This window comes from Nitrospira sp. (assembly GCA_030692565.1).
In the GTDB taxonomy this organism is placed as follows: Bacteria; Nitrospirota; Nitrospiria; order Nitrospirales; family Nitrospiraceae; genus Nitrospira_D.
Genome location: JAUYAO010000001.1, coordinates 133,003 through 152,455 on the forward strand (window position 1 = coordinate 133,003; position 19,453 = coordinate 152,455).

Here is a 19,453-nt window from a genome sequence, read left to right on the forward strand (position 1 = left end):
CCCTCCTCAATGGTAATCGACAATCTCAACACGCTCCGCATGGCCATCTCGCCAAAGAAAACAGATTCGCCACTGATCATTGATACGAATGCTATACGATCCCTTGCGATCCCCCTTCAGCACTTCAAGTCTATTTGAAGGAGGCAACCTGAGATCTTCCAGTCTGACAGCCGCATCAATCGCGTTGAGCTTCATGAATGCCCGCTGCTGAATCTCTCGCGGAAATCCTTTTACGAATTCGCGCTTAAAGATTCGCTCAGTTTCGGCATCGCGAAAGGATTTAATCACGACAAATAGTAAACATCCTGGTTATTATGAGTCAAGCGCACACGTCCAAGACATGGTCCCCCCCGCCTGGTTCGGCCTCATCGACTTCAAAGTGCTGCTATTGGAAAAACCGGGCGGCGCGCCGAAAGCCCAGTTCACCGAAACCAAGGGCTATCGGTGGTATTCGCAGAAATAGCAGATCGGGCTAGCGGGCAATGCCTAACTTGCCCTTCCATGTTTCGACATAGCCCCAATCGACGCCGAGTTCGTCTTGGCGAGTCCTGATTTTCTCCAGATCCGCCTGATCCTGGAGCCGCCCTGCGATCATTTTGAGCAGAATCAAATCCTCGATAGTGAGAATGGGTATCTGCAAAGAACCGAACTCGACCATGCGCCTACGTCCAAGCGCCGTCCGAAGATATTCGGAATCAGCTAACAGGATATCGACGACCACCTCCTGCCCACCAGAAATGCCTACCGTACGCCAGATAGAAATTCCATGGAATACCATCGGAGTGGGATGCACCACGAGGGAATCAAACTGAGGCGACAGCAGAGCGCGCAAACCCTCACGACTGGGCTGCTCGACAAGCAAGAGCAGATCAATATCCGTCGTCGCCCGTGGCTCGACGAGCGCGCTGTACGCCCAGCCTCCGGCCAAGGCATACAACAGCCCGCGTTTGTTAAAGTCGGTAATGAGGGTGGAGAGTGCCTGAACTAGGAAGGATTCCGCTGCCATGCCTGCTCTTTCGCGCGTCGAATATCGCGCATCACCTGTGTCATGGCATCGCCGGCTGACCGCTCCTGTTGCAAGACTGATCGACGGAGCGCTAAGCCAAGCTCGGTCAACTCAATCGTCTGGCGAAGATTAGCGGCAATCCGCGCATCGTCGTTTTCGAGAGGATATCGTTGCATGACCAGCACTCCCATTGCGCAGCTTCAAAGGAAGTGTACAAGACTCCTGAATCGAGGGCAACTTGGGTTGCGGTTCCATCCAAACGCTAGCCCGGCGGCGCCCCCAAAGCCCAGTTCACCGAGACCAAGGGCTCTCGGTGGCATTCGCAGTGGCAGACTCGGAAGACGTGAGAAATACGACTCGCTACGGCTCGCTTTCATCGTCAATCAGGACATCGTCCACGACATCTTCGACGACTGAATGCAGCTCGATACTGAACCATTGCTGAAACGTCTTGAAATCACGTTTCTGCGGCCAAGCCAAAGGATCGGTGTGCCAACCATCAAGTTCCCGCTCGAAGATCTCGCCATAGACAAGCTTCAGAATCTGCAGCCCCTCCTCATCGCTATCGAATTCAGGCACGAGATACACGGTCTGCTCGCCCGCCACGTCCGGAACCAAGCCGGAATCATCAAGCCCCGCAGCCCAATCAAGAAAGGGCTGCTTTGGGCGAATAATCAGTGCGGCGCGATTCAACATGATGCAGCCTCTTGCCCTCCTATAGCCAGGCAGTCATGACTCAAGAACCAGGACAAACGCTGTCATACTCAGAGCGTTCGTAAAGGAACCGCCGGCGTTGTCCTGCTAAGATAATAAAAATCCCATATTTTCCTATTCGAGGTGAGCAAGGCGACCAGCCAACCTACATCACCGCCACTTTGAGGAAGTCCCAATTGGGCTGGCCAAGTACAAAGTCAAGCAACGACCCCATCTCTTCGCCATATAACGTCTTGCCTCAGTTTCGCCCCTCTCACCCCAGACATAAGAGTCGTGCCCGGGTAATCCAACCGCGCCCCCTTGAACTCTGCAACTTCGTGACTAACTCTATAATCAGGATGTAGTAGGCTGCCCCTGCTCACTGAATATTCCCTGGTGATCCAGGCAAACATTTACGGGTCTGGCTATAGAGGGAGGTGCGAGTCGTGAACGCTCGTTTCAGCATATCAGCGGTTCTCTCTTTGACTATTGCACTGGTATTGATGTCCGCTGAAAGAACTCTGGCTTCCCCCACTCTTGTCGGCAACAGTACCGGGATCTATTCGCTACAGAAGGATGCCGCCTCTGACTCTGCCACAATGCCTGTCACGCCTTCTGCCAACTCACTATTCCGTGATGTGCCGTCGCTGAGCGGACACTACTCTGCCGGGGGGATGACATTGCTTCCCTATATCGGCGCGGGCTTTGGAGCGGGCTATAGCTCCGAACTCAACCGTGCGTTCGCCCCGAATCTAGAGCCTCAACAAAACCTGAATCTCGGCGGGCCGCTGGGGCAAAAGATGGTTCCGAATGAATTTCAAATGGGAATCCGAATCCCCTTCTAGGAACCTGAACCAGCAAACAGCTGGGCCTCAGATCTCTAGTGAGCTCGGCCTCTACTTCAGGACAGGCCAACCGTTCAACTTATTGCCACTTGAAAGATGAGGCAGGGCTCCGAAAACCAGCTTCTCGGGAACCAATGGCTATCGGTGGTATGTGCAGAAATAGGAATTACCGGCCTAAATCAATCCGGCAATTGCGGCACGGAATGCACGTAGGTCATCAAGCTTCGTGGTGATAACCTCGTATAGCTGGCCATAGTCAATCTTCCAATACACGTGCACCAGCAGATTTCTGAAACGCGCCATCTGTTGCAAGCGGCTGGAAAGATGCGCAGGGATCAGCCCGGCGCGTTCAAGCGTACTGAAGCACCCGGCATACTCCTCGGGAACCTGATGTAATTGTTTCGCCGACACGTGAAAGCAGAGTGCCAATGCAGCTTCAATAGCGATCAGCAATCGATAGCAGGCCACATCAAGGCCATCTTGATTGGAAAGAAATTGCTCACGGGACAGACGGCGAAATTCTTCGAGGCGGCTCAAGGACGAATCAATTTCCCCACAGCGCGCCCGGATAAGATCCGGATTGAGGCTCATGCTGCGAAGGCGTCCTTCGTGCCTTGATAGAGCAACGGAGCGAGATCGAGATAGCGCCTGGCGATATCTTCCAGCTTTGAGGTCAGGAGATCTTCATCATGACAAACAAGCAGACGCCCGCGGAGGACATGATAGACAAAGGATAGCGGCGCCTCATTCAGCACACGAACATCCACCGGTAATCCCGCCACAGCCGTGAGCCTGGCGGATAGGCCTGGCGCAACCGCCGAGCCCCTTTCAGCCTCGGATTCACGAAGATACAGCCCGACATCGACATCGTGCACGGTGTCAGAATCGAGCAGCGATCCATGGAGATAAGCGAACGCTACCGCCGACTCTTTCTCCAGCTCAGCCGTGAGACGGCAGACCAGCACTTCGCGGGCTTCCGGTTGAATCGTGTAGCGTGTGTGCTTCATTCAAGGAACCATACAGAGGTGTACTGACGAGACGTTGTGGGCATCTTACACCGCTATAAATCGGAGAACAAGAAACCCTCCTTCCCCTTAATCCAGGCAGTGCGCCGAAATCCCAGTTCACCGAGAACAAAGGCTATCGGTGGTATTCGCAGAAGTAGAGGGATTGAGGGTAGCCTGATTAGTTCCCCGTGCTCGCCACGCACGCACGGGAGGAATTATCAGACTCCGGAATTGCTCAACTCAAAAAGTAGAATGTCCCTGTTTTTCAGGCCCAAAAAGTAGAATGTCCCTGTTTTTCAGGCCCATCCCTTACTGAATCTAGGGCAACTTGGGTTGTGGTTCCATCGAAACGCCAGCCCGGCGGCGCGCCGAAAGCCCAGTTCACCGAGGCCAAAGGTTACCGGTGGTATTCGCAGAAATAGAGAGGTTGAGGGTCGCCTGATCGCTTCCCTGTGCTCGCCAACCGCGCACAGAAGAATTATCAAATTCCTATATCAAGGGCGGTGCTCGTTTGAAGCACGCACCAAAGAGCAAACTAGTCACCCCGATTATGGGAACCGGGAGAAGGACTCGCTCGATTGGCAAAACGCTAATCTAAGCTGGCCGGATATCCTTACAATAGAAATCAACTGCCCACTTACACCCAGACAACGCTATTCCTAAAATGCTGTTGCTATCGATGATCCCACCAGAGACGAGACCTACTAGATTTCTCTTGGTATCAACAATTGATGCGCCACTGCATCCACGGAAATCATCGTGCCCAGGGTGAGGTACAGGTAGTATGAACCGATGATAAGAACCGGTATTTTCCACATACCGAAGCCCCGGATAGATTACGGGTTGAGTAACAAGGCCCGATGACCCCGTGCTCGGCTTAATCTCACCAGTAAATGCGTACCGTTCACCTATATCTGGATTTCGAACGGCTTCCAGGTCAAATACATGGCGAGATTGCCTTGCCGACATTGCTCCAAATGGCGTTAGGAGATAGAAAGTAGATTCGAGATCAGCAGGAATCTCAGCAAAGGTGAAATCAACCTCAACAATCTGGCCTGATTCTCGGTTGATCCCACTAAGATAATAGAATCGAGCTACTCGATAAAACTCAGTTCCCCTGCGATTATCGGGTCCAAGCTCAATTACCCAACCTGATGAATTCAGCTTTACTGCATGAGATGCGGTTAAAATGAACTTTCGGCCTTGATAAGTGACAAAGCAGCCCGACGCCATGCCAATAGGAATGTCGTCATGCCCCAGCTGTTTAAGAGGCACGCTTGAAAGCTTTACCCACTGTAACCACTCATTGTCCTCATCTGCAGTCATACTATTCCCCAACAAGTTGCACCTATGCTGAGGTCCGCATCGCCAGATCGATCAGCATCCCCTCCCGCAACCCTAAATCACTCACCAATACGCTCGACGTTCCCAGCGTCTCCATCACCGTCCGGATGATGATCGCCCGGCAGCGATGCAAAAACCTTAGAACCTAAACTAACAGAACTAGCGCGCATCCTGGGCACAGCGGAAGCCAAGGAGGTAGCGTTTCCCATAAGTCCCGCTGACTTCCCCCGTCCGGTTCCAGATCTTCAAACCAAGCCCTGGTGTATGTGTATTGCTCAACCACGAGCCCCCACGAAGCTTTCTTCCTTCCACCCATTCCCACGCATTCCCCGCCATATTGTAGATGCCGTACGGACTTCGACCACTCACATAGTCATTAACCGGCTTGAGCTTTTCCGCATAGACGTTACAAAAAATGAGGCAGAATTGCCCCCCGTAGTTGGCCAAATATTTTGCGGGTTCCGTGTTCCCCCAAGGATATGTTCGTCCATCCGTGCCCCGCGCAGCCTTTTCCCATTCCTGTTCGGCTGGAAGCCGCTTGTCATAGTAATGGCAATACGCCTCAGCGTCCGCATACTCCACCTCAATGACTGGCAGCATCCCATGCCCGTCAAGGCTAACATCACCCCAGTGCTCAGGTTTACTATGACCAGTCGCCTCCATAAACGCGGCGTAACCCTTGGTTGTTACCTCGAACGCATCTAAGTAAAAGCTAGGCAGTGACAATTTCTGATTGTCTTCCCCATAAAGGAACTCGCCCTCTGGAACCAATATCATTGGGGCCCCATCATTGCCATTAACTCTAACGGCCAGGATCGGCATTCCCCCCTTCATTTGCTCAAGCATGAGTCTGGCTCGATCACGTTGCTCCTGCTCAACAGTTTCCCGCGTCAGGCGCTCAGCCTCTGCACGTTCAACTTCAAGCTGAGCTTGGGCATTCTCCCTGGCTTCCCGCTCCCTCTCTTCTTCATGAAACCGGATTACCCGTTCACTCGCGGCTTGTGCTTCCGCCATTTCTTTCTGGCGCTGGAGGCGCTGTTGCTCAGCAGCCACCTGTGCCTTTCGCGCACGCTCTTCCTGTTCCAAGCGAAGTACTCGCTCACGGGCCTCCTGGTCGGTCCGACGTACCTCTGCTAAGGCTCTACGTTCATCATCCAAGGCTCGCCGCTCTGCTTCCAAGGCACGGCGCTCCGCTTCAAGAGCACGATGTTCTGCGCCAATCTTTTCGGAGTGGCACTCCAGCAGGAAGGTGAACTGCTTTGCTACTGCCCCAATCTCCGCAGACTCCAATTTCTTCCCTGAAGCAGCTGTTTCATAGCCAACACCGTGGGAGTCAAGAAATGCCTTGGCCACGGCACCATTAATGGCAAAGTTAATATTCTGTGGAATGTCCCCTGTTACTTTGGCAACCTTCAAGGCGTCCAACTTGCTCACCACAACACCTACGATCTGGCCGCTCTGATCGAAGACGGGGCCACCGCTATTGCCAGGCTGAACAGGAGCGGTCATTTGAAGGAAGCGCGTATCGTTTCCTAGCCCAGCCAGGGCGCTCACCGTTCCCGTCGTTATATTGGCTTCAGAGGCCAGCACCCCATGTAAGGGGAAGCCGACCAAGACCACACTGTCCCCTGCCCGAATATTCCGTCCTTCACGAAAGTGGGCAATGCTCGGCATGATGCCAGGCAGTTTGAGGACGGCGAGATCATTCCTCGTATCGGTCCCAATCACGGTTGCTTCCTTCTGGATACCTTCTACAGTAGCTCGAATTGAAGCGCATCCCTCCACCACATGATGGTTGGTCAAGATATGCCCTTGGCGACTGACGACAAAGCCGGTCCCGCTTGATTGCGGACTATCGTCAGCGGCGGCTGCATTCACCGTGGTACTGGAACCAAACAGCAACACCAATGTCAGGATTATTCGGTGCATCACACTTCCGTGATGGGGATAAATTGAAGCGAATCTGGGGCCTCTGTCCTGGGATCTTCCGCCATTAATAAACATTCTCAAAACCCTCTTACAATGATTGTTTCCCAGTCGCCAGATCAATCAACACGCCCTCTCTCAACCCCAAATCACTCACCAACACGCTAGACATCCCCAACGTCTCCATCACTGTCCGAATGATGATCGCGCCGGCGGCGATGACTTCTTCGCGGTTCTTTTCCAGGCCTGGGAGGCCGATACGGTCGGCTTTTCTGCGGCTCAGCAAGGTCTGTTCAAGCTCCTGAACGGTGGCAAGTGTCAGCTGATAGTTATGGATGCGGGCAGGCTCGCAGGTAGGAAGTTTCTGTGCCATAGCCGCGAGAGCCGTCACTGTTCCGGCAGTCCCGACGAAGGTCGCTGTTTCATAACCATTCATTTCCGTCACAGCCGCCTTCGTCTCCCGAGCAATCCATTCCCGCGCCTGTCCAACCTCCTCACTCGTTGGAGGATCGTGATGGAGCAACCGTTCGCAGAGGCGCACGACGCCGATATCGATGGAGTGGACAACCGGCTGCTGGCCCGGCCGGTCTAGAATGAACTCCGTGCTGCCGCCGCCGATATCGAGCGCCAGCATATCGGTCACGCCAGCAGGCAGGCCGGAGCGAATGCCGAGTAATGTGCGCCGCGCTTCTTCGTCTCCCGTGATGACTTCGACATCGAATCCGGCTTCGCGCTTCACGCGATCTAGAAACTCGGCACGATTGGCGGCATCGCGGACGGCGCTCGTGGCGACGGCTGTACAGCCATCGACTCGATACGTCTCAATGACGGCCTTCCACTCACACAAACAGTGGATCACCCGATCCATCGCCGCCTGGCTCAATCGCTTATTCTGATCGACGCCTTCGCCGAGACGAAGAATACGCCGCTCAGATCGCAGCTCTTTGAGAGGCATGTTCGGTGAAAGATCGGCGATTAGGAGCCGACAGGTAAGGGTACCGATATCGATACCGGCGAGCCGGCGCGGGCGAACGGAGAGGGCGCTCATTGCTCTTCCCGGATCTCGTCCATCTCGGCTTCGAGTTTCTTCCGGGCGTCTTTCAACTGCTGAATCTCGCGGACTACACGACCGATTTCTTCGTCGTACGTCACCCGTTCGGCCGTCTCGCCCCGCTCTTTCATTTCAACGGCCCGCTCGCCGATGTCTTTGTAGAGATCGGACAATTGCTGATCGATTTTCCGGATCTCCAGCCGCATCCGGAGTAATTCCGTCTCTTCCAGCGCGCGACCGGCGACATGCGCCGTACCCAATCGCAAGGTCGCCAGGCCTGACCGGAAATCGTCTTTCAACCGCTGCAACAGTCCCATGCCTCTCCTTAACTGATCGACCCCAGCTCCAACTTCTGCTCCCACTTCCTCAGCATCGCTTCTTTCAATCCCTGATGGCCCGGCGCGCTCAGCTGCGGATCCTGCTTGAGCAGCGAGAACGCTTCCAATCTGGCCTGCTGTAATAAATCGCCGTCTCGCACGATGTTGGCCACGCGAAACTCCGGCATGCCCCACTGGCGAAATCCGAAGAATTCCCCCGGTCCTCTGATACGCAAATCTTCTTCCGCAATCACGAAACCGTCATTCGATTGCACCAGAGCATCCAGCCGCTCCCGTGCGTTGGATACTGGCTCATCCCCGCCGAGCGGATGCCGCCCCAGCGTCGGACGATTCCGCCCCAGCCCCGCCGCCATCAACAGGCAATACGACTGCTCCGCTCCCCGCCCGACCCGCCCGCGCAGTTGATGCAGTTGCGCCAGGCCGAAGCGCTCGGCATGTTCGATCATCATAATCGTCGCGTTCGGCACATCCACCCCGACTTCTATCACGGTGGTAGCAACAAGCAGGTGCAGTTTCCCGGCCTTGAAGTCGGCCATCACCGTTTCTTTCTCAGCCGATTTCATGCGCCCATGCAACAGCCCGACCTTGAACTCAGCGAACTCGCCGTTCTGCAACAACTCGGCCCCTTGGATGGCCGCCTGCAAATCGGTCTTCTCTGACTCCTCCACCAACGGATAGACCACATAAGCCTGCCGCTTGTTCCGCAATTCATCTTTGAGGATTTGATAGGCCCGTCGTCGCTGCGGCTCGCCGAAGAGGAACGTTCGCACCGGCCGGCGGCCGGGCGGCAACATGTTGATGACGGAGACATCCAAATCGCCATACACCGTCATCGCCAGCGTGCGCGGGATCGGCGTCGCCGTGAGCACGAGCACATCCGGCTTGTACCCTTTATCGATCAGATTCTTTCGCTGCATCACACCGAACTTGTGCTGCTCATCCACGACCGCCAGCCCGAGGTTCTTGAAGGCCACGCCCTTTTGAATCAAGGCATGGGTCCCGATCGCCACCTGCACCTCACCGGAAGCCAACTGCGCCGCTTGAGCCTTCTTCACCGCCGCCTTATCGCTCCCGCGCAGCAACACCACACTCAACCCCAGCACTTCCAATGTGCCTTTGAGATTGCGATAGTGCTGCTCGGCCAGAATTTCCGTCGGCGCCATGAGTGCGGCCTGGTAACCGGATCCGCAGGCCATGACGATGGCATGGAGCCCCACCACGGTCTTCCCCGACCCGACATCGCCCTGCACCAGGCGGTTCATCGGTTTGGACGAGATCATATCCCGATAGATCTCGCGAATGACCTGATCCTGCGCGGCCGTCAAGCGGAACGGCAACAAGCGGCTCAGCTTATCGACGATCGGCGCCCGCGGATTGAACTTGAGCCCCTTCGGCTGCTCCTGCACCGACCGTTGCCTGGTCGCCAAGGCCATCTGCAGGAGAAACAATTCTTCGAACGCGAGACGGCGATGTGCTGGCGTCTTGCCCTGCTCCAACAGTCGGGCATCTGCCTCCGCTTTAGGGAAGTGCACATCTTGAATGGCCTCTTGAATCGGAATCAGACGTTGGCGGGCCCGCAGAGTCACCGGCAGATGATCGCGCAACTCTCTGGCATATTCATCCAGCAATCCCTTCACCAGCACGCGCGATTGCCGGGAGGTCCAGCCCTTCGTCTCATGGTAAATCGGCACAATGCGGCCTACATGCAGCGCAGACTCCGCCGCCTCGCCCACCACTTCATACTGCGCCACGTCCATGCGCGGGACCATCCACCCCTGTTTTCCAGAGATGATGCGACCGCTCATCATGACGACTTTCCCGACCGCCAGGACGTCTTCAAGATAGGCCTGATTGAAGAACACCACCTGCATCTTCCCGGTCTCATCCTCGACCACGACCTCCAGCACAGACAAGCGCCGATTCCTCGTGCGCTTCGCTTCGCATTTCGCGATGGTGCCGCAAATCGACGTGACCATACCCGGTACCAGGTTGCCGATGGGGGTCATCACCGATCGATCTTCGTAGCGCCAGGGGATCGTCCACAAGGCATCCTCCACCGTCGCCACCCCGAGCCGTTGCAGCAAGGCCATCCGCTTCGGCCCCACCCCTTTCACAAATTGGACTGGAAGATTCCAGATGTCCCCTCGCGTCGATCCCGCGGACGACGCCGCGTCGTCGATCTGGCCTTCACGGGCAGCTATCGCCTCAGGCGCCGATTCGCGAAGCCGCCCGAGAATAGCGCAGGCCGCTTGCAACCGCCGCTGTTGTTCGTCGATCGGGAGAGCCTGCTGGAAATCGATGAAGAGTTCACGGAGCGAACGCAGACGGGATTCAATAACCGGAGGAATCCATTCCTGAGCGAGAGCGGATTGCACCTGACTCGACACGAAGCTGCTGAGATTCTTCACGGCCCCGGCGTGGGCGCAGTCGTCCTTCGTCGCAAACTCAATCGGCCGCGCGAGGCGATCGAGCCACTCGTGAAACGTCGCAGGCAAGCTGGACTCGGCGGGAGGCTCCATAACTGGGCGGGATCGTAGCATACCGCCGCAAGTCACTCAATGAAGTCCTCCGGCGCTCACCGATAGCTCGCCGGCATCGCGCTGGACGGTCGTCCATTATATGGTGATTTCTTGGCCCGCTCCTTCTCAGGTGTTACACTGAGCCACCCTAACCACTATGTATCGCCGCAACATCCAACATGTCCTCATTCCCCTGGCCGTAGGCCTGATCATCTTCCTGGCCTATCAGCTGTATTTCAAAGCCCTGTGGGTCACCGTACCGGTTGCGCAAACACCCGCCCAGGCAACCGGCGAGTCAAGAGAGCCGCGCACGGCCGGATTGCAGGCTGAGCCGCCTCCGACCGAGGAAGAGATCAAACAGGTTCGTGGGATTGACCCTACTATCGTTCCAGAAACCGATTCCAGCCAGCTCCTAGAAGCCATTCGCGACGAGATTGACAAAAAGCAGCTCCCCGTTGCTGAACGAAAACTGATGAATCTGGCCCCGTCAGTCCTCGCCGATGCCAAAGCGAAGCCCTACGTCGCGATTCTCTGGAACAATCTCGGGCTGGAACAGGAACGGATCGACGGAACCAAGGTGTCCGTTAAAGCGTTCAAGAAAGCCGCCGCACTCGACAACAGCAATCCGATCATCCAATTGAACCTGGCCCACGCCTATTGGGAACTGCGCGATCCGGCTCTCAATCAGGACTTTTTGATCAATCTGATCACCCTCGCACCAAACGAGCCTTTCCCGCATCTCGCAATGGCGGATCTGCTCTACGAACAGGACCAGCTGACAGAGGCGACCAAGCATCTGACACAGGCAACGGAACGGGCCGGCAAAGATCCGCGCGTCCAGTCCTATCTCTCGACCGTCACGGAGAAAGTACGCCATACCGACGCGGTGGAATCCCGCATGAATGCCAGAAGCAGCAGCCACTTCCTGGTGAAATACAACGGAGCGGAAGATCACGGCACCTGGACGGTGGTACTGGAAATCTTAGAAGAGGCCTATCGCGAAATCGGGCAACGATTCGGCCATTTCCCCGCCAAACCGATCGTGGTGGTCCTGCACACCAAAGATACCTTTCAGACGGCCACCGGCAGCCCGGCCTGGGCCGACGGCCTCTACGATCCGACGCTCGGCCGCATCCAAATTCCGACACAAGGCGCCACCACCGATACCAAGTGGCTTGCCAATGTCCTGCGGCATGAATATGTGCATGCCCTTTTACATGATCGTCTGGAGGGCCAGATCGGCTTGCTGCCGGTGTGGCTCAACGAAGGGCTGGCCATGCAACTAGCCGGTAGTGCCTGGCCGGACCTCGATCAGGCCATGCCGAACGGCGGCTCAGTTCTGCACTTGCGCTACTTGGAAGGGGGATGGGGACAGATGCCGAACGACGTGGCGACCCTCGCCTACCTCGAGGCCAATTCCGCGACGCACTATCTGATCGAACGATTCGGCATGAGCCGCGTCGTCGATCTCCTGGATGCCTTTAAGGGAAAAGCCACCGTGGCAACCGCCCTGCAGGATAAACTTTATCTCTCCTACGATCAGTTTCACCAACAGTGGCTGGATACGTTCCTGCAAAAGCGGGGCTAGCCGTCACTCGCTTAGACCCACTCTTCCCGTAGTGGTCGTCCTGCTTGGCCGGACCAGGTCGGCAACTGCAGCGCCTTCTCCTCCACCGTTTCTGATTCAGCGACGTCTTCGGCTTCCGTCTGAGCAAATTGATCTTCCCAGAGGATGTGGCGCCCCTCGTCCTCGGACATCCGGATCCTGAAATCAAACGAGCGGCTGAGTTCCGGCTTATCACGATCCTCGCTCACACGGCGATCGGCGATACGTTCCATCCTGGCGCGGTTGTTTCCATCCGTTGAAAACTCGTCTTCCCAGACCAGTCCGCCTGTTTCAGGATCGAGCGCGCGGAGTAAAAAAGACGGTCGAGGAGACGCAGACGACATCTCGCGGACTCGGGTCACTGTCGCGCGCCTCGGCACCAGGGTCGAAACCAACTGCCCCGCACTCTCTGCATCACGGGGCGTCAGATTCAGGTTTCCTTCCCATTGAAACTTTCCGGTCGTCGCATCATAGACACGCAGCACAAAATTGGAGAGGTCCGTCGCGCCCGGGCCGACCCCGCCTGCAAAGATTCGAGCTTGCGACTGCGGTCCGTTCGTCGCGTGCTCTTCTTTCACATTCAACTCATAGGTGTCATCCGAAAGCACTTCCCCGCTCTGCGGGTCGTAGATCTTCACGGTGATCGTCGAGACGTCCCCGACCTGATAGCCGAACCCGGCCGCGACAATCCCCGCTTTGACTGGAGCCACCTCGGCCCACGCCAGCGACGGGCCGAGCAGGATACTGACAAGAACCCAGGCCAGGCTTTTTATGGAATGCCGCAGACGGCTGGACGAGTGGAGCTTCTTCACTGGAAGCTTGGGAGACATGGCACCGGTTATTGACTGCAGAAGACGGCTGATCCAAGAAATGATTGGCATGGCCCCTCCGTGATGTTGGGGTCATTCTGCCTGGGTCGAACCCGCCGCGTATATTCCCCACTGTGGGAGGATTCCCCTCGAAAGAGGGGGGGGAATGGGCTGAAGAAGCCGAGAACTGGCGACGCTCATGCGTGAGGATTTACTGCGCCAAACAGGCGATAGCGATGTCGGGCGATCCAACGATAGACCCGTTCAGCCAAGCTTCGAGCGATGGGGGCTTTCAACATCCACCGGACGAATTTCCCACCTGGGAGGCCGTGCATCAACGGAAGGAATGCGTCAAGGCCTTGCGATACCCCGCCTGCAGGGCTGATGAGATAGGCCATGGACGGAGGGCCTGGCCGATACTGCGCCCCCAATGCGCTGGCCGCCTCCTGACTCTCGTAGGGAATCATCTGAACTCCTATTCCCGCCCGGTCGAGGCGCTCCTTGGCGGCAACACAGAGCCGGCAATGTGAATCATAGATCAGCAGGCTGGTATGCAGAGAATCTCTCGGACAGGCAGGCAACGGCTCTTGCATGATGCGAACAGGCTAGCACCAGAACATCCTCCCATCAAGACGCCGTTGTCGCTGCCGACTGAACAAGCTATAGTGACACCATGATACGCCCATGGGGATTGATGATCAGCTTGATCGGCCTCACCGCCGTCGGCATGGCGACTCTGTTTCTCGTGGGTCAGCCGGACCAGACAGAGCCCAGCCGCTTCCTCGTCGGGTTTCTCGTTGGCATCCCGCTGTTCATGCTGGTCGCAGTGCGCCAGGGGTATCGATGGGCGCTTATGGCGAGCGTGATCTATGGAACCGTGGGATTGGCCCTGGACTTGTCGACGATCGTGCAGTTGATTACGAAAGACCAGCCGACCGTCGCTTCGCTGACGGCCAACGGGTTCAGCGGGATTTTGAACTTTCTCGTGATTGCCTTCGGCGGACGCGCGTTCTTGGACGTGCCCCAGGCGCCACCGCCTCCAGGATCCCATCCTCCCAATCCTCCGTTCCCGGCTTCATCCGCAACACCCTAGTCGTCGCGAACCCCGCCTCCTTCAGCCAGGCACTCGTCTCCTTCGCCGAATACGTATTGCCCTCTTCCGTGAAGAGCAGCATCGACACGGCAAAGAGACTGGCTTCGGCAGGATGGAGGCTTTCGCGATCGTGCAGAAACGCATCCTGAATCAATAGACGCCCGCCGGGATTCAAGGCCGCACGCGCGCGCCGAAAGATGGCACGATTCGTAGCCGGTGAATAGATGTGCAGTACATTCGAATACCAGATGACATCGTACGTGCCCGGGATGTCCTCCTGCGTGAAATCGACCGGCACATAGCTGAGTCGAGGGCCCGCCTTATGCGTCGCGGCTATTTCCCTCGCCACCTCGAGGGCCGCCGGTCGGTCGCCGACGGCGGCACGCAAACGCGGGTGTTTGGACAGAAAGGCCATGGCATAGGTGCCCGGTCCTCCGCCGAGATCGAGCAACGTCGTCGCCCCGCGCAAGTCCACTTGTGCGGCAATCTTCGGCGCCGTCTCCAACGTCCGATAGTGCATGGCCCAGGTGAATCGTTGGCGATAACCCGGCTCTTCCGGTTCATCCTGATCCAGCGGACGGCCTGATCGCACGGACTCGTCCAGGCGCGCCCAATCCTGCCAATGGCTCGTCATGAGATCCAGGTAATCTTTGCGATAGGCCGGATCTCGGGCATTCAACGCCGTCGCCGCCAACCGACTATTTCGATAGACCTGGCCCGTTTTCGTGAGCAGGCCGGACATCGCCAGATTGCGGCAGAGGATCGAGAGTCCCCGCTCGCTCATAGCCACGGCCTTCGCCAACTGAGGGATCGTCCAGCGGCGCGTGCCGATCTTCGTAAAGAGATCCAACTCCAACGCCGTAAGAAGAATACGCGGCAACCGATAGGCCGACACCGCATCACGAAATTCATCGAAACTGGTGATGCGCGGCTTCACGAGGCTCCGCCGATTTGTCGCAAACACCACCGCATGAGATCCTGCACCTTGGACGGATTCGTGACATCGACCGGACGCGCAAAGGTCGCCGCCACAAACTCATCGTTCATTTCCGTTTCCTCGGTAAATCCGGATTGCAGAAGCAGCGCGCGATACTTCCCGACCGCCGGCTGAATAAAATACTTCGCCTGCTTCGCCACTTCGTCCGTCCCGAGATCCTCCGGCGTCCCGTCGGACATCAACGCCATGACATCGTCCATCGCGATCCCGTACTGGCAGAGGACGGCGCCCTCCGGCTTGACCTCAAGTAACCAGCCGTCGGACCCGAGATCCATCGCGAGGGCGCCGCCCGGTTCCAATTCATAGAGTTGGGGAAACGCCTGCGTCAGCGCCGTACGGAGCTGCAACCAGGCAGACACAGTCGGATCACTCATGCATGCGACTCACGATAGGGCGGAGTCGGATCGGTCTCCGCCAGCCTGGCACGGAGCCGTATCAGACGATTCGTGTTTTCTTCCAGCTTCGGCAGCTGATATTTGCGGTCCATATGCACGACAAGCTCGAGAAGATCCGCCGCTTCCTGCAACCGGCCTTGTTCTTCATAGCACTGCGCCAGCACAAACCGCGCCCCGCCGGTCCGCAGTTCGTCACGAGACCGTTCAGCGATGGACTGGCTGGTCTGGCAACAGGCAATGGCATCGTCGTAGCGCTTCTGGAGCAGGAACGTCCGACCGATCATCCGCCAGGCATCGGCCACGCCGCCTTGATTACCCAAGCGCCGCATCAGCACGAGCGAGTGCTCATAATATTGAATCGCCTGATCGAATTGACCGTTCTCGCGCGCGACCAGGCCAAGATCCGAGAGCAACACCGCCTTGGCCGCTTCATCATGGGTCTTGGTCAGGAGATCCAGCGATTCGAGATAGTAGGCACGGGCACGATCCCATTCCCCGGCGTCGGCGCGCAGATTGCCCAGATTCCCGAGCGTCGTCCCGATGCCCTTCTCGTCGCCGAGAATCTTTTGCAGCTCCAACACTTCTTGATAGTACGTCTGCGCCGAGTCTCGCCGGCCGCTGACGGCACAGATATTCCCCAGATTTCCGAGCGTCGCGGCCATCGCGCGCTGATCCCCGGTCATCCGGTCGCATTCCAACGCCTTGGCGTAGCAGGTGTAGGCTTCCGTATAGAGGCCGCGCGCGAAATGCTCGTTCCCCTGGCGATTCAATTCTTCGGATAGCCCGTTTCGTAATGGCATAGGGACATTTCGCTATTGCAGCGCTTGCTCCAGAATGGGCTTCGCCCCGGTCATGATCGAGGTGCCATCGCCGACTAATACCGAATCGAACTCATACTTCAACAAGCGCCGTAACCCCTCTTTGGCCTTCTCGCGATCGGCATACTTTTCGGCCGGCAGCATGGAAAGCGCGCCGGCCGGCTTCCCGATCAAGGCGTCACCAAGGATCAAGACGCCCTTCCGTTGTTGAATGAAGAGGGCGGACTCTCCGGGAGATTTCTGATCTTTGAGTTGAATCGCCCAGATCCCGCCGACCAGCAGTTCCCCGTCTTTAAAGGTCTTCGTCGGCTTGAGATCCATCTGCGGCGCGTCCACTTCCGGGACATGGAGCTGACACTGAAACTCGTCCCGATAGCGTGTCGCTTCACGGACATGGTCCCGATTCGTCACGATAATGTAATCGATAGGGCCGTTGCGCAGCACCACCGCGCTCGCATCGCCGGTCATCGGCGGAGGGTCCACGAGAATCTTATGTTCGCCCACCGTCAAGAAGAGCCCATTGAAATCAAGCTGCTTCTCCTCGGAGAACCAGGACCATTGCCAGATACCGGGAAGAATGTTTTTCATAGATAGAAGCCGATGGCGCCTCGCCGATCACGGATGACAGGACGGGCTCACAGGGCGGCGACGGCGTCCTTTACGACTTTCGTGATCTTGGTCAAAATCCCGGCGTCATTGGGGAGATCCAGAATATCGTCTTCCGAGACCGTAATGAATTTGCGGTTCGGCCCTTTGGTGAGGGAAATTAAAAACATGCTGTTCGACGGAGTGACCGGAATCACCACCTGTACGGCCCCATCCACACCCTTGATCATATCCAGAAACTTCTGCTTCCCCGCTTCCATCTCATCCATGCATCATCACCCTTTTGCTCATCAGGCCCGCAGAGACATTGAATCCTGGCATCGCCTTACATCTTCGCAGGAGCCGCCAGCAACTTCTCAACCTCCACAACGATTTCGTTCGCTCCTGCAAGATCGATATCCATGTTGCCTACCCGCTGCCACCGGATCACTCCGGCCTGATCGATCACATAGACATTCGGAATAAATTTTCCGCCACCGTAGAGCTTGTCGGTCACTTTCCCCGGATCGAGCAAATAGGGATAGGTGACTTTCACGGGAAAAGCAGACAAGAACTCGCCGACGTCTTTCTTTGAGTTTCCCGACGAATTGACACCGACGACCGCCACATCTCTTCCTTTGGTCAGCTCTGATACTTTCTGAAGGTTTGAGCCCTGCATCATGCAGGGCTCGCAGATATGGAACAGCCCGAGGACGATGACTTTCCCCTTATAGGCATCCAACGACACCGTCTCGCCGGTAATCGCCGTCAACGTAAACGACGGCGCCTTCTCGCCCACTTTGAAGAATCCGGCCGCCAGCACCAGATGCGCCGCGAAGACCGGAAAGAGTAACGCACAGAATATCCACAGAGATCGCTTCATGAGAGCCTCCTTCGCCATCGATCGAACAACCGAATGAACGACGACAGCTATCCTACCATGCAGAATTTTTCAGGGGCAACGGCAGACAACGGATCCATCTGTTCTCGCCCCACACCCCAGCGTTGCGAGATGGCTCGACTCACCGATGGAAGAGGTGTCGAATCGAAGCCGGAGGAGAGAGCCATCGTGAGAGCGTGTGGACAGGGCTGACGCCGCGAGCGAGCCAGTGCAACGACCGGCGCCAGCGGAACCACGCCGGCGCCGCATGAATCACGGGATCGTGACTCCGACACAAGGCAATCCCGTAGCGCCACCGCGCCTTCCAATCATCCTGAAGCGTAAACAACAGCGCCCCGACGTCCTGATCGTCAATCCCCTCTTGCTGCTGTAGAAGGAGGCTCTTCGGCATGCGGTGGGCCAAACCCAAGACATCGGAATCGGCCGCAATCATGTTCAGGATCTGCGGAGGAATAGGCGCATCCATGACTCGATAAGACAACGCCAGACCGAGCAACAGGACCCGATAACATCTCCATTCCAGAGCGGTCGTGAGCACCCGCTTCCAATTCAGCCGTCCGGCACGGATGAGTCCGGCTACTTCCGTCACCAGACTGAGTTGTCCCCAAGCCTGATGCGCTCCATGCACGCAGAGTACGAGCAACGCTTCCTCCGGAGCCATTCCTTTAGTCTTCCGGCCACCCAGCGAAACCGGCCTAACGCGCCCCCACACCTCCGGCCGATCAATAGGAAACTTCTGATGTGCATGACTCACCGCCCACAGCAGTTCGATCTGACGCGACGTATTGCCGTGAAGGTAGACGAGCGGCCGCTCGCACGCACCGGCATCGACTGTGCGGTCACCCGCCCCTCCTCGCACAGCATAGCCCTGCGAGACCAACACTTGTTCTGCATTCGCAAGCTGGTCCCGACGCACAAGCGCAACCGGATCGGCGGGAGCACAGAGCGTGAGATCGCCGTAGATCATGGCGGCAAAACCTACGCCCCTGAAAGGAAGCACGGAGACTCCGGCCTCATCAAAGGCGCGGGACAGTCGAAGCAGTTCCTCCGTTCCGGCTCGATTCGCTACCGCAGCCTCCTCCGTCCGCCGGCGAAGGGCATCCAGATCCGCCGGAGGAACAAGGTCCTCACAAAGTCCGATGAGCGTCCGGGCGAGCAGGGACTCGACCCCATGGCTCTTGGCCAACTCCAGCAGCAACGGCCAATTCAAACCGGCTTGCGCAACCTCAAGAATCCGGCGGCGGAGAGATTCAGGCACCGCGGCTCTAGCGCACCAGATGAGGAATTGGGCCTCCCGAAAACGCACCGGGTTCACCCATCCAGCAGCCCCAACAGAGGGTGCCGCCCCACCGACCGGATATCGGAGCGTAAATCCCACCGCTAGGAGCCTGTCCGAGTAATGTGCATTTTGGACTGGACAGGCAGCGGGCATTGTGGTTTCTAGGCGGCATGGCTAAAACATTCAAATCCTGGGACGTCGATCAGCCGGTACTGCTCCCTCCGTCCGTGCAGGAGCTGGT

24 protein-coding genes are annotated in these 19,453 nt (G+C 57.1%); 3 read left to right on the plus strand and 21 right to left on the minus strand.

From position 1 onward, the window contains the following. Positions 1 to 6 precede the first annotated feature (6 nt). Complete coding sequence (locus Q8N04_00640; GenBank protein MDP3089158.1) at positions 7 to 288, minus strand: type II toxin-antitoxin system RelE/ParE family toxin; 282 nt, start codon at positions 286 to 288, stop codon at positions 7 to 9. Between the two features lie 52 nt (positions 289 to 340). Between Q8N04_00640 and Q8N04_00645 the strand changes: the two genes are divergently transcribed. Then, complete coding sequence (locus Q8N04_00645) at positions 341 to 463, plus strand: hypothetical protein (GenBank protein ID MDP3089159.1); 123 nt, start codon at positions 341 to 343, stop codon at positions 461 to 463. A gap of 9 nt (positions 464 to 472) precedes the next feature. Here the strand turns inward: Q8N04_00645 and Q8N04_00650 are convergent, their stop codons facing one another. From Q8N04_00650 to Q8N04_00660, 3 genes are all read right to left on the minus strand, one after another. Then, positions 473 to 1,006 carry a hypothetical protein gene (locus tag Q8N04_00650; protein MDP3089160.1) on the minus strand — a complete coding sequence of 178 codons (534 nt, stop codon included), beginning with the start codon at positions 1,004 to 1,006 and terminating at the stop codon, positions 473 to 475. Beyond that, the gene (locus Q8N04_00655) at positions 985 to 1,182 is read right to left on the minus strand and encodes a hypothetical protein (GenBank protein MDP3089161.1); all 198 of its coding nucleotides are present in this window, start codon (positions 1,180 to 1,182) and stop codon (positions 985 to 987) included. Before Q8N04_00655 ends, Q8N04_00650 begins: the two co-directional genes overlap by 22 nt. Before the next feature lie 184 nt (positions 1,183 to 1,366). Then, positions 1,367 to 1,702 carry a hypothetical protein gene (locus Q8N04_00660; protein ID MDP3089162.1) on the minus strand — a complete coding sequence of 112 codons (336 nt, stop codon included), beginning with the start codon at positions 1,700 to 1,702 and terminating at the stop codon, positions 1,367 to 1,369. A gap of 443 nt (positions 1,703 to 2,145) precedes the next feature. Here Q8N04_00660 and Q8N04_00665 point away from each other — a divergent pair, with 443 nt between their 5' ends. Beyond that, positions 2,146 to 2,544: a hypothetical protein gene (locus Q8N04_00665; GenBank protein MDP3089163.1), complete on the plus strand. Its 399-nt coding sequence runs from the start codon at positions 2,146 to 2,148 to the stop codon at positions 2,542 to 2,544. Between the two features lie 174 nt (positions 2,545 to 2,718). On the opposite strand, the gene Q8N04_00670 is transcribed toward Q8N04_00665, so the two are convergent. The 8 genes from Q8N04_00670 to recG form a co-directional block, all read right to left on the minus strand. Further along, positions 2,719 to 3,135 carry a DUF86 domain-containing protein gene (locus Q8N04_00670; GenBank protein ID MDP3089164.1) on the minus strand — a complete coding sequence of 139 codons (417 nt, stop codon included), beginning with the start codon at positions 3,133 to 3,135 and terminating at the stop codon, positions 2,719 to 2,721. After that, positions 3,132 to 3,551, minus strand: coding sequence for a nucleotidyltransferase domain-containing protein (locus Q8N04_00675; GenBank protein MDP3089165.1), 420 nt, complete (start codon positions 3,549 to 3,551; stop codon positions 3,132 to 3,134). The genes Q8N04_00670 and Q8N04_00675 overlap by 4 nt, the downstream gene beginning before the upstream one ends. A 594-nt stretch (positions 3,552 to 4,145) precedes the next feature. Continuing rightward, entirely contained in the window at positions 4,146 to 4,877 is a 732-nt protein-coding gene (locus Q8N04_00680; protein ID MDP3089166.1) for a hypothetical protein, read from the minus strand. A 22-nt stretch (positions 4,878 to 4,899) separates the two neighbouring features. Further along, positions 4,900 to 5,028, minus strand: coding sequence for a hypothetical protein (locus Q8N04_00685; GenBank protein MDP3089167.1), 129 nt, complete (start codon positions 5,026 to 5,028; stop codon positions 4,900 to 4,902). A gap of 26 nt (positions 5,029 to 5,054) precedes the next feature. Continuing rightward, positions 5,055 to 6,824 (minus strand): SUMF1/EgtB/PvdO family nonheme iron enzyme, encoded by a 1,770-nt coding sequence (locus Q8N04_00690; protein ID MDP3089168.1) that lies wholly within the window; start codon positions 6,822 to 6,824, stop codon positions 5,055 to 5,057. 88 nt (positions 6,825 to 6,912) lie between these two features. Further along, positions 6,913 to 7,869, minus strand: a complete 957-nt coding sequence (locus Q8N04_00695; protein ID MDP3089169.1) for a Ppx/GppA phosphatase family protein — start codon at positions 7,867 to 7,869, stop codon at positions 6,913 to 6,915. Continuing rightward, positions 7,866 to 8,189, minus strand: a complete 324-nt coding sequence (locus Q8N04_00700; GenBank protein ID MDP3089170.1) for a hypothetical protein — start codon at positions 8,187 to 8,189, stop codon at positions 7,866 to 7,868. Before Q8N04_00700 ends, Q8N04_00695 begins: the two co-directional genes overlap by 4 nt. Positions 8,190 to 8,197: 8 nt before the next feature. After that, entirely contained in the window at positions 8,198 to 10,750 is a 2,553-nt protein-coding gene (gene recG, locus Q8N04_00705) for an ATP-dependent DNA helicase RecG (protein MDP3089171.1), read from the minus strand. Positions 10,751 to 10,886: 136 nt separating this feature from the next. On the opposite strand from recG, the gene Q8N04_00710 reads away from it, so the two are divergent. Next, entirely contained in the window at positions 10,887 to 12,317 is a 1,431-nt protein-coding gene (locus Q8N04_00710; GenBank protein ID MDP3089172.1) for a hypothetical protein, read from the plus strand. Positions 12,318 to 12,328: 11 nt separating this feature from the next. On the opposite strand, the gene Q8N04_00715 is transcribed toward Q8N04_00710, so the two are convergent. The 9 genes from Q8N04_00715 to Q8N04_00755 all read right to left on the minus strand — a co-directional run bounded on the left by Q8N04_00715 (position 12,329) and on the right by Q8N04_00755 (position 19,191). Further along, a complete protein-coding gene (locus tag Q8N04_00715; GenBank protein ID MDP3089173.1) occupies positions 12,329 to 13,216 on the minus strand; it encodes a hypothetical protein in 888 nt (295 codons plus the stop codon). 125 nt (positions 13,217 to 13,341) lie between these two features. Continuing rightward, entirely contained in the window at positions 13,342 to 13,737 is a 396-nt protein-coding gene (locus Q8N04_00720) for a DUF393 domain-containing protein (GenBank protein ID MDP3089174.1), read from the minus strand. Between the two features lie 369 nt (positions 13,738 to 14,106). Beyond that, the gene (locus tag Q8N04_00725) at positions 14,107 to 15,174 is read right to left on the minus strand and encodes a methyltransferase (GenBank protein MDP3089175.1); all 1,068 of its coding nucleotides are present in this window, start codon (positions 15,172 to 15,174) and stop codon (positions 14,107 to 14,109) included. Further along, positions 15,171 to 15,608, minus strand: a complete 438-nt coding sequence (locus Q8N04_00730; GenBank protein ID MDP3089176.1) for a hypothetical protein — start codon at positions 15,606 to 15,608, stop codon at positions 15,171 to 15,173. The genes Q8N04_00725 and Q8N04_00730 overlap by 4 nt, the downstream gene beginning before the upstream one ends. Then, positions 15,605 to 16,429, minus strand: coding sequence for a tetratricopeptide repeat protein (locus Q8N04_00735; protein ID MDP3089177.1), 825 nt, complete (start codon positions 16,427 to 16,429; stop codon positions 15,605 to 15,607). Before Q8N04_00735 ends, Q8N04_00730 begins: the two co-directional genes overlap by 4 nt. Before the next feature lie 12 nt (positions 16,430 to 16,441). Next, positions 16,442 to 17,035, minus strand: coding sequence for a hypothetical protein (locus Q8N04_00740; protein ID MDP3089178.1), 594 nt, complete (start codon positions 17,033 to 17,035; stop codon positions 16,442 to 16,444). Between the two features lie 47 nt (positions 17,036 to 17,082). Beyond that, positions 17,083 to 17,322 (minus strand): hypothetical protein, encoded by a 240-nt coding sequence (locus Q8N04_00745; protein MDP3089179.1) that lies wholly within the window; start codon positions 17,320 to 17,322, stop codon positions 17,083 to 17,085. Positions 17,323 to 17,378: 56 nt separating this feature from the next. Then, positions 17,379 to 17,915: a TlpA disulfide reductase family protein gene (locus tag Q8N04_00750; GenBank protein MDP3089180.1), complete on the minus strand. Its 537-nt coding sequence runs from the start codon at positions 17,913 to 17,915 to the stop codon at positions 17,379 to 17,381. A gap of 139 nt (positions 17,916 to 18,054) precedes the next feature. After that, positions 18,055 to 19,191, minus strand: a complete 1,137-nt coding sequence (locus tag Q8N04_00755; protein ID MDP3089181.1) for a nucleotidyltransferase family protein — start codon at positions 19,189 to 19,191, stop codon at positions 18,055 to 18,057. Positions 19,192 to 19,453 lie beyond the last annotated feature (262 nt).

What these genes read in the sequence shown, in the direction of transcription:
- Q8N04_00650 (MDP3089160.1), bottom strand. Translation starts at nt 1,006, where the DNA reads ATGGCAGCGGAATCCTTCCTAGTTCAGGCACTCTCCACCCTCATTACC.
- Q8N04_00750 (MDP3089180.1), bottom strand. Translation starts at nt 17,915, where the DNA reads ATGAAGCGATCTCTGTGGATATTCTGTGCGTTACTCTTTCCGGTCTTC.
- Q8N04_00730 (MDP3089176.1), bottom strand. Translation starts at nt 15,608, where the DNA reads ATGAGTGATCCGACTGTGTCTGCCTGGTTGCAGCTCCGTACGGCGCTG.
- Q8N04_00675 (MDP3089165.1), bottom strand. Translation starts at nt 3,551, where the DNA reads ATGAAGCACACACGCTACACGATTCAACCGGAAGCCCGCGAAGTGCTG.
- Q8N04_00715 (MDP3089173.1), bottom strand. Translation starts at nt 13,216, where the DNA reads ATGCCAATCATTTCTTGGATCAGCCGTCTTCTGCAGTCAATAACCGGT.
- Q8N04_00670 (MDP3089164.1), bottom strand. Translation starts at nt 3,135, where the DNA reads ATGAGCCTCAATCCGGATCTTATCCGGGCGCGCTGTGGGGAAATTGAT.
- Q8N04_00680 (MDP3089166.1), bottom strand. Translation starts at nt 4,877, where the DNA reads ATGACTGCAGATGAGGACAATGAGTGGTTACAGTGGGTAAAGCTTTCA.
- Q8N04_00735 (MDP3089177.1), bottom strand. Translation starts at nt 16,429, where the DNA reads ATGCCATTACGAAACGGGCTATCCGAAGAATTGAATCGCCAGGGGAAC.
- Q8N04_00710 (MDP3089172.1), top strand. Translation starts at nt 10,887, where the DNA reads ATGTATCGCCGCAACATCCAACATGTCCTCATTCCCCTGGCCGTAGGC.
- Q8N04_00700 (MDP3089170.1), bottom strand. Translation starts at nt 8,189, where the DNA reads ATGGGACTGTTGCAGCGGTTGAAAGACGATTTCCGGTCAGGCCTGGCG.
- Q8N04_00655 (MDP3089161.1), bottom strand. Translation starts at nt 1,182, where the DNA reads ATGCAACGATATCCTCTCGAAAACGACGATGCGCGGATTGCCGCTAAT.
- Q8N04_00695 (MDP3089169.1), bottom strand. Translation starts at nt 7,869, where the DNA reads ATGAGCGCCCTCTCCGTTCGCCCGCGCCGGCTCGCCGGTATCGATATC.
- Q8N04_00645 (MDP3089159.1), top strand. Translation starts at nt 341, where the DNA reads ATGGTCCCCCCCGCCTGGTTCGGCCTCATCGACTTCAAAGTGCTGCTA.
- Q8N04_00720 (MDP3089174.1), bottom strand. Translation starts at nt 13,737, where the DNA reads ATGCAAGAGCCGTTGCCTGCCTGTCCGAGAGATTCTCTGCATACCAGC.
- Q8N04_00745 (MDP3089179.1), bottom strand. Translation starts at nt 17,322, where the DNA reads ATGGATGAGATGGAAGCGGGGAAGCAGAAGTTTCTGGATATGATCAAG.
- Q8N04_00660 (MDP3089162.1), bottom strand. Translation starts at nt 1,702, where the DNA reads ATGTTGAATCGCGCCGCACTGATTATTCGCCCAAAGCAGCCCTTTCTT.
- Q8N04_00690 (MDP3089168.1), bottom strand. Translation starts at nt 6,824, where the DNA reads ATGCACCGAATAATCCTGACATTGGTGTTGCTGTTTGGTTCCAGTACC.
- Q8N04_00740 (MDP3089178.1), bottom strand. Translation starts at nt 17,035, where the DNA reads ATGAAAAACATTCTTCCCGGTATCTGGCAATGGTCCTGGTTCTCCGAG.
- recG (MDP3089171.1), bottom strand. Translation starts at nt 10,750, where the DNA reads ATGCTACGATCCCGCCCAGTTATGGAGCCTCCCGCCGAGTCCAGCTTG.